The sequence below is a fragment of the Mesorhizobium sp. M4B.F.Ca.ET.089.01.1.1 genome, from assembly GCF_004022605.1.
Taxonomy (GTDB): domain Bacteria; phylum Pseudomonadota; class Alphaproteobacteria; order Rhizobiales; family Rhizobiaceae; genus Mesorhizobium; species Mesorhizobium abyssinicae.
On sequence record NZ_RZOS01000332.1, the window covers coordinates 1 to 6,536 of the forward strand.

The 6,536-nt window shown below is 63.5% G+C and carries 8 protein-coding genes and 1 pseudogene; 6 read left to right on the forward strand and 3 right to left on the reverse strand.

The window, feature by feature from the left end; genetic code table 11:
• The 4 genes and pseudogenes from EN780_RS24660 to EN780_RS24675 all read left to right on the forward strand — a co-directional run.
• Positions 1-273, forward strand: a pseudogene (locus EN780_RS24660) (DNA primase); the annotation flags it as partial.
• Between the two features lie 367 nt (positions 274-640).
• The gene (rpoD, locus tag EN780_RS24665; RefSeq protein WP_128275577.1) at positions 641-2,671 is read left to right on the forward strand and encodes an RNA polymerase sigma factor RpoD; all 2,031 of its coding nucleotides are present in this window, start codon (positions 641-643) and stop codon (positions 2,669-2,671) included.
• Between the two features lie 194 nt (positions 2,672-2,865).
• Complete coding sequence (locus EN780_RS24670; RefSeq protein ID WP_127284282.1) at positions 2,866-3,159, forward strand: GYD domain-containing protein; 294 nt, start codon at positions 2,866-2,868, stop codon at positions 3,157-3,159.
• 74 nt (positions 3,160-3,233) lie between these two features.
• Entirely contained in the window at positions 3,234-3,614 is a 381-nt protein-coding gene (locus EN780_RS24675; protein ID WP_189556701.1) for a DCC1-like thiol-disulfide oxidoreductase family protein, read from the forward strand.
• A 52-nt stretch (positions 3,615-3,666) separates the two neighbouring features.
• Here EN780_RS24675 and EN780_RS24680 read toward each other — a convergent pair whose 3' ends face one another.
• Positions 3,667-3,924: a DUF2798 domain-containing protein gene (locus EN780_RS24680; RefSeq protein WP_128275578.1), complete on the reverse strand. Its 258-nt coding sequence runs from the start codon at positions 3,922-3,924 to the stop codon at positions 3,667-3,669.
• Positions 3,925-4,194: 270 nt separating this feature from the next.
• On the opposite strand from EN780_RS24680, the gene EN780_RS24685 reads away from it, so the two are divergent.
• Complete coding sequence (locus EN780_RS24685) at positions 4,195-4,863, forward strand: PadR family transcriptional regulator (RefSeq protein WP_127308809.1); 669 nt, start codon at positions 4,195-4,197, stop codon at positions 4,861-4,863.
• 89 nt (positions 4,864-4,952) lie between these two features.
• On the opposite strand, the gene EN780_RS24690 is transcribed toward EN780_RS24685, so the two are convergent.
• Positions 4,953-5,213, reverse strand: coding sequence for a YiaA/YiaB family inner membrane protein (locus EN780_RS24690; protein WP_126058794.1), 261 nt, complete (start codon positions 5,211-5,213; stop codon positions 4,953-4,955).
• A gap of 39 nt (positions 5,214-5,252) precedes the next feature.
• Entirely contained in the window at positions 5,253-5,930 is a 678-nt protein-coding gene (locus EN780_RS24695) for a PspA/IM30 family protein (RefSeq protein WP_128275579.1), read from the reverse strand.
• A gap of 163 nt (positions 5,931-6,093) precedes the next feature.
• Between EN780_RS24695 and EN780_RS24700 the strand changes: the two genes are divergently transcribed.
• Positions 6,094-6,536, forward strand: a 443-nt coding sequence (locus EN780_RS24700) for a TetR/AcrR family transcriptional regulator (protein ID WP_133372699.1), incomplete at its 3' end; no start/stop codon positions are given.

Here is a 6,536-nt window from a genome sequence, read left to right on the forward strand (position 1 = left end):
GAACTGATCAAGCGCGCGCGGCAGTGGCCGGCGCTCGAAACCGCCGCGCTCGAGGATGCCCGCGACGCCTTCAACCAGGCGCTGCACTTGCAGCGCAGCGCGCGCACCTTACATAGAGAGCTGAAACAGGCGCAGGCAGCGCTCGACGCGGATCCCTCGGACGAAAATTTCCGGCATCTGATCGAGATTCAGGCGCAATTCAACGATGTACAGGCAACGGAAGCGCTGATCGAAGGGTTTGGCGTATCCTCGGGCAGAGTCGGACGCGTATAGGGTCCAAACTCCGTCCAAAGAGCGAAATGGAAATGTCCCCGCGTCGAATCGACGCCTCTAAGTCGGGTAATTGATTCGCTTTTTTCATGCGAATCATGCGAGAGGCGCTTGACCTTCTGGCAGAATGGCGGAATCAGGACGATTCGAAATATTAACCCGTGCCAGGCGTCGACGGGAAAATTGAGAGATGCCGGGTGCTGGTCACTGGACGGGCAAAAGGCCTGCCACAGATATCAGGGTTAATCTGGACTTAACGAGAGATGCGGTTACTGGCCCGGTGAAGAGCGTTCTGGTGCGAGCGCATCCGATTTGACCGGCACTGCAGCTTACGCGGCTCCGCTTTAAGGCCGCTTGGAGACGACAAAGAATGGCGACAAAGGAAAAGGAAGAGGTCGAGACCGAACGCGAAGGCGCCACCGATGGCCCTCTGCTCGACCTTTCCGATGATGCTGTCAAGAAGATGATCAAGGCCGCCAAGAAGCGCGGCTACGTTACGATGGACGAGCTGAACTCGGTGCTGCCTTCGGAGGAAGTGACCTCCGAGCAGATCGAGGACACGATGGCGATGCTCTCCGATATGGGCATCAATGTCGTCGAGGACGACGAGCAGGGCGAGGAGTCCGAGGCCGCCGATACGAGCGCGGACGCCGAGGAAGACGCCAACGAACTCGCCGAGCAGACCGGCACCGCCGTCGCCACCACGACCACCAAGAAGGAGCCGACCGATCGCACCGACGATCCGGTCCGCATGTATCTGCGCGAGATGGGCTCGGTCGAGCTTCTGTCGCGCGAGGGCGAAATCGCCATTGCCAAGCGCATCGAGGCCGGCCGCGAGACGATGATCGCGGGGCTCTGCGAAAGCCCGCTGACCTTCCAGGCCATCATCATCTGGCGCGATGAGCTCAACGAATCGAAGATCCTGCTGCGTGAGATCATCGATCTGGAAGCCACCTATGCCGGGCCCGAAGCCAAGCAGGCGCCGGTGGTCGAGCGGATCGAGGAAGTCCCCAAGGCGGACGAAAAGCCGCGTGGCCGGGGCGCCGCGCGCGACGAGGAAGACGACATCACCAATGTCGGCGGCGACACGCGCGGACTGGAGGAAGACGAGGACGACGAGGACGAGGCGAGCCTGTCGCTGGCGGCGATGGAAGCGGAACTGCGCCCCCAGGTGATGGAGACGCTGGACGTCATCGCCGACACCTACAAGAAGCTGCGCAAGCTGCAGGACCAGCAGGTCGAGAACAGGCTGGCCGCGGCCGGTACGCTGTCGCCCAGCCAGGACCGCCGGCTGAAGGAGCTGAAGGATCAGCTGATCAAGGCGGTGAAGTCGCTGTCGCTCAACACGGCGCGCATCGAAGCCCTGGTCGAGCAGCTCTACGACATCAACAAGCGCCTGGTACAGAACGAGGGCAAACTCTTGCGGCTGGCCGAAAGCTATGGCGTGCGCCGCGAGGAATTCCTCAAGGAGTATCAGGGCTCGGAGCTCGATCCGAACTGGACGCGCTCGATCGCCAACCTGACCTCGCGCGGCTGGAAGGAATTCACCAAGAACGAGAAGGACGCCATCCGCGACCTGCGTTCCGAAATCCAGAACCTCGCCACCGAAACGGCGATCTCGATCCTGGAATTCCGCAAGATCGTCAACCAGGTGCAGAAGGGCGAGCGCGAAGCGGCGATCGCCAAGAAGGAAATGGTCGAGGCCAACCTGCGCCTCGTCATCTCCATCGCCAAGAAGTACACCAACCGCGGCCTGCAGTTCCTCGACCTGATCCAGGAAGGCAATATCGGCCTGATGAAGGCGGTCGACAAATTCGAATACCGCCGTGGCTATAAGTTCTCGACCTACGCGACGTGGTGGATCCGGCAGGCGATCACCCGCTCGATCGCCGACCAGGCGCGCACCATCCGCATTCCGGTGCACATGATCGAGACGATCAACAAGATCGTGCGCACCTCACGCCAGATGCTGCACGAGATCGGCCGCGAGCCGACGCCGGAGGAATTGGCCGAGAAGCTGGCCATGCCGCTGGAGAAGGTGCGCAAGGTGCTGAAGATCGCCAAGGAGCCGATCTCGCTCGAAACGCCGGTCGGCGACGAGGAGGATTCGCATCTCGGCGACTTCATCGAGGACAAGATGGCGATCCTGCCGATCGACGCCGCGATTCAGGCCAATCTGCGCGAAACGACGACCCGCGTGCTCGCCTCGCTGACGCCGCGCGAGGAACGCGTCCTCAGAATGCGCTTCGGCATCGGCATGAATACCGATCACACGCTGGAAGAAGTCGGCCAGCAGTTCTCGGTGACGCGCGAGCGCATCCGCCAGATCGAAGCCAAGGCGCTGCGCAAGCTCAAGCACCCGAGCCGGTCGCGCAAGCTGAGAAGCTTCCTCGATAGCTGAGGCAGGCAAGCCAACGCAATCCAAAGGGCGCCATTGGCGCCCTTTTTCATTCTGGTAGATGGCTCCGCTGCTCTTGCCCGTGACAGCGGCCAGGAGGATACTTCGCGCGTCGGATGCATTTTCCGGGCGATAAACCGGATGCCCGCCCCGGCGATTTGATCGCCGTGCTCCGTGGCGCCGGAGGGAGGTATGCCATGACGACTTACATCTTGCTCCTCAACTGGACCGAGCAGGGCGCCAGGAATGTGCGCGAGTCACCGAAGCGGCTCGATGCCGCCAAGAAACAGCTGGGCGAGATGGGCGGATCGTTCAAGGCGTTCTATCTGACCATGGGCGACTGCGACATGGTGGCCGTGGTCGAGGCGCCGGACGACGCGGTTATCGCGCGCTTCGCGCTGATGCTGGCGGCGGGCGGCAGTGTCAGGACACGGACCCTGAAGGCATTCCCGGAATTCGCCTATCGCGAGATTATCACCTCGCTTGGGTAGCGCTCGGCGCGGCGCGGGTCTGCGTGGCGCTGCGTCATATTGCGGGGCCGTGCCGCCTCGCCGATAGTCGCGCCATGTCGAAGCCCCTGCTGACTGTCTGGTACAACACGCGCTGCCCGGTCTGCGATGCCGGCATCGGCAGGCAAAAGCGCCAGCTTGTCGAGGTGGTTAAGGCGGGCCGGATCGAATTCCGCGACATCAATCTTGAGCCGGCGGCGCTCGCCGGATACGGCGCTTCGCTGGAGGATATCCGCCGCCGCCTGCACGCCACCGACGCCGAGGGCAGACTGCTGGTCGGCGCCGACGTCGCAATCGCGGTGTGGCGGAGGACGCCGGGCGAAGGCTGGTTGGCGGCGCTGTTCGGCAACCCCTTCCTGCTGCCGCTGACACGGCTTGCCTATGATCGCTTCGCCGATCTTCTCTACGCGTGGAACCGGCGCAAGGGCCGCTGGTAGACGAAGGGCTCACCGATGTGGGTAGGCCCGGATCCGGTCCGGGCCTTGCCGGCTATCTGGAGGCGGGTTCGCACAGCCAGCCGACGATGCGGCGCACCACCGGCAGAACCATGAGCAGCGTCGGAAACGCCACCAGCCAGGAGAGGCCCCAGGCCGTCAGCCAGACGGCCGGCAGGCCGGGCTGAAGCCCAAGGCTCTTCAGCGTCGAGATGAACGAGACGATGAAGGTTATCAACAGCGACAGCACCAGCGGATTGAGAACAGCGGCATAGCGCGCGGGCAGTCTGCCGCGCTTGCGGGTCGTGGTCATTGGGATTTTCCCTGAAGTGTCCGGTCGAGCGCATAGGCATCCGTTGGCCGCTTGCGGCGCAATTGCCCGGAACGACCGGGGATGGATGCGTTGCTTGACGTCAGACGCTTACGGAGCGGTCGTCGACCCTCGCGCGCCTTCTAGCGGCGGGCGTTTGCGAAATCAATCCCGCTGGCGCTGTTTTCAGATACATCGTAAGATATATCTTGACTCGACGAGGTGGCATGCCTAATTGAGATATATCGTAAGACATAACTCAAGGAGCAATCCATGCACAGACATCATCCTTTCGGCGAGCGCGCCGAGCGCGCTTTCCTGCATATGGCCGGCAAGTTCGGCGGTCGCGGCGGCGGTTTCGGTCCGTTCGGAGCGGGCATGCGGGGCGGCGGCCGCGGCGGCCCGGGCGACATGTTCCGCGCCGGGCGCATGCTGGCCGACGGCGATCTCAAGCTGATCACGCTGTCGCTGCTGGCCGAGGCGCCGCGCCACGGCTACGACATCATCAAGGCGCTGGAGGAGCGCACCAGCGGCATCTACAGCCCAAGCCCGGGCGTGGTCTATCCGACGCTGACCTTCCTGGAAGAGGCGGGCTACGCCATCTCCTCGGCAGAGGGCAACAAGAAGGTGTTCTCGATCACCGAGGCCGGACAGGCGCATCTCGACGAGAACCGCGAGATGATCGACCACGTGCTCGACCATCTCGAACGCTTCGGCCGCAAGATGGCCAAGGCGCGCGACTGGTTCGGCTGGAATGATGATAGCGAGGAGGGCGGCCGGCACCGCGGGCGCCACGAAAAGCGCGATGCGTTCCGTGCCGTGCGCCACCGGCTGCGCGCGGCGCTCAGCGAAATCGTCGACGCGCCGGAAGACAAGCAGGCGCAAGCGATGAGCATCCTGGAAGATGCCGCCGCGGCGCTTGAAGCGCTGTCGCGCCGCTGAAGCCGCCAGCAACCCACGCAAAAAAGCCCGGAAGATCCGGGCTTTTTTCGTTGCTGGAGCCGCACGTATCTGGGACGTGCCTGCCGGCGTCATTCCTTGCCGACATATTCGCTGATCAGCTTTTCGTTGCGCGCCTTTTCGATCTTGGCGGTCGTCTCGGCGGCGACGCGCTCGTCGGTGCGGTATTTGACGAGGTTGACCAGGCTGCCGGTGAGCAAGAGCACGCCCATGCCCCAATAGCCCTTGGTCGACAGGTCGACCGGAGCGAGCCACAGCGACAGGCCAAGCATGAAATAGGCGATGCCGACCGAGATGGTGTTGAACATGATGTAGGTCTGATTGGCGTTCATTGTCGTTCTCCCTTTGGTATGTGAAGTAGGTTTCGTGGATCAGTGCGTGGATTTCAGGCGCTCGAGCACGTCCTGTGCCCGGACCTTGGTCGAGGGGCCGTGGCCTGCCTCCTCCAGCTTGCCGCGGATGGCTTCCTGGCTGAGGCCGGCATCGATCTCGTCGAGGATGCTGGCTTCCTCGAACGGGTCGCCGCGCTCCCGGATGCGGGCGAGCAGCGCCTCTGCCTCGTTGAGGCTGGCCGTCCGGCCGATGGAACGGTTCAGGCGTCGCTGCGCCTTCTGCTCGGCGTCGATGGCGCGCGCCGAGATCATGCCCTGGTTGAGGTCGACGATGCGTCGGTGCGCCTGTTCGAGCGACAGGCGCATACGCAAGGTCTTCTCGGTCAGGCTGCGCACGGTGCCGCGGCGGACCTCGCGTTCATTCTCCAGTTCGGCGATGGCGGAAGCGCCATCGTGGGCGAGGGCCTCGGCTCCCGCGGCAAGGGCGCTGCGGGTGCGCGTCTCCAGATCGGCGATGCGGCGGTCGAGCTGGTCGAGGCTGGCCTGTTCGGCGCGCTGACGCACGATCAGCGAGGCGAGCGTCTGCTTGGCGCAGGCGAGGCCGGCTTCGGCATCGCGGATGCGCTGGGCGAGAAGATCGACGGCGAACTGGTCCTTCAGCCGGTCCTCGGCCTTGGCGCCGGCGCCATCCAGCAATGTCCTGATAAGACTGAGCATTTGTTCGTTCTCCCTTTATGAACGTTGTTCACAAGGGTAAATGTAGCAGAAAATGAACATTGTTCAAGATGCTTTTTGAACGCTGTTCATGCAGAATGGATTATGGTAAACCGGCATCCGTTGCCGCGCCCGAGAGGCGGCGGAGATGATGCGGAGACAAGGTTTGGCACTGGACAAGGAAGAGATGAGCGAGCGCGTCATCGCCATCGCGGAGAATCTGATCGAAGCCGGCGGGGCGGAGAACCTGAAGGCCAGGACCATCGCCACCGAGGCCGGCATCGCGGTCGGCTCCATATACAATCTGTTCCGGGATATCGACGACCTGCATCGCGCCGTGAACATGCGGCTGCTCGATCGGCTGGGTGAAGCCGGCGCCGCAGCGATGGCCGAACTCAATAAGGCGGGGGTGACCGACACGCGGCAATGCTTGCTGGCGCTGGCGCGTGCCTATGCCGGCTTCGTGGAAGCGCATCCGGCGAGCTGGCCGGCCTTGCTCGCCTTCAACCGCCGCCAGCCGGCGCATGCGGAGCCGGATGCCTATGAGGCGCGGCTCAGCGATCTGCTGCAGATCATCGCCAGGGTGCTCGCCGACGGCCGTCTCGGCCT